1 pseudogene is annotated in these 621 nt (G+C 68.1%); it reads left to right on the top strand.

What is annotated here, in order from left to right:
• Positions 1 to 91 precede the first annotated feature (91 nt).
• A pseudogene (locus D9598_RS20895) lies at positions 92 to 621 on the top strand (IS630 transposase-related protein); the annotation flags it as partial.

The following is a 621-nucleotide window of genomic DNA, read 5'->3' as shown; positions in this document are numbered from 1 at the left end:
CTAGAGCGGTTTCCGGCCTGACTGAATCGCTTGTGATCCCCACGTCCGCCTGAAGCTGATTCAGTCGCCCTATGGCAAGAAGGGCGAAGGCATGTCGAGGGCGTTGTCGGTGGATCTGCGGGAACGGGTGGTCGCAGCGGTGACCTCCGGGTCATCCTGCCGGGCGGCAGCGGCCCGCTTTGGCGTCAGCGCGGCGAGCGCGGTCCGCTGGTGCGCGTTGGCGCGTCGGGTGGGTTCGGTTGCTCCAGGGCCTCTCGGTGGAGACCGCCGCTCGGGGCGCATCGAGGCCCGTGCGGCCTTCATCCTGAGCTTGGTGGAGCGGAAGTCCGACATCTCGCTGGTGGAGATCCGGGCCAGGTTGGCGGAGGCGGGAGTTTCGGTCGGCATCAGCACGCTGTGGCGGTTCTTCGACCGGCACCGCATCACGCGCAAAAAAAGTCGGCGCATGCCGCGGAGCAGGGCCGCCCGGACATCCTGAGGCGGCGTTGGGCCTGGTTCGAGAGCCAGCTCGACCTCGATCCTGCGAAACTCGTCTTCATTGATGAAACCTGGGCATCGACCAACATGGCCCGCACCCATGGCCGGGCACCCCGCGGCGAGCGGCTGCGGGCCCCCATCCCG

It is taken from the genome of Roseomonas sp. KE0001 (assembly GCF_016107285.1).
Taxonomy (GTDB): Bacteria; Pseudomonadota; Alphaproteobacteria; order Acetobacterales; family Acetobacteraceae; genus Pseudoroseomonas.
The sequence above is the reverse complement of the archived record's forward strand: the minus strand, read 5'-3'. Positions and strand labels throughout refer to the sequence as shown.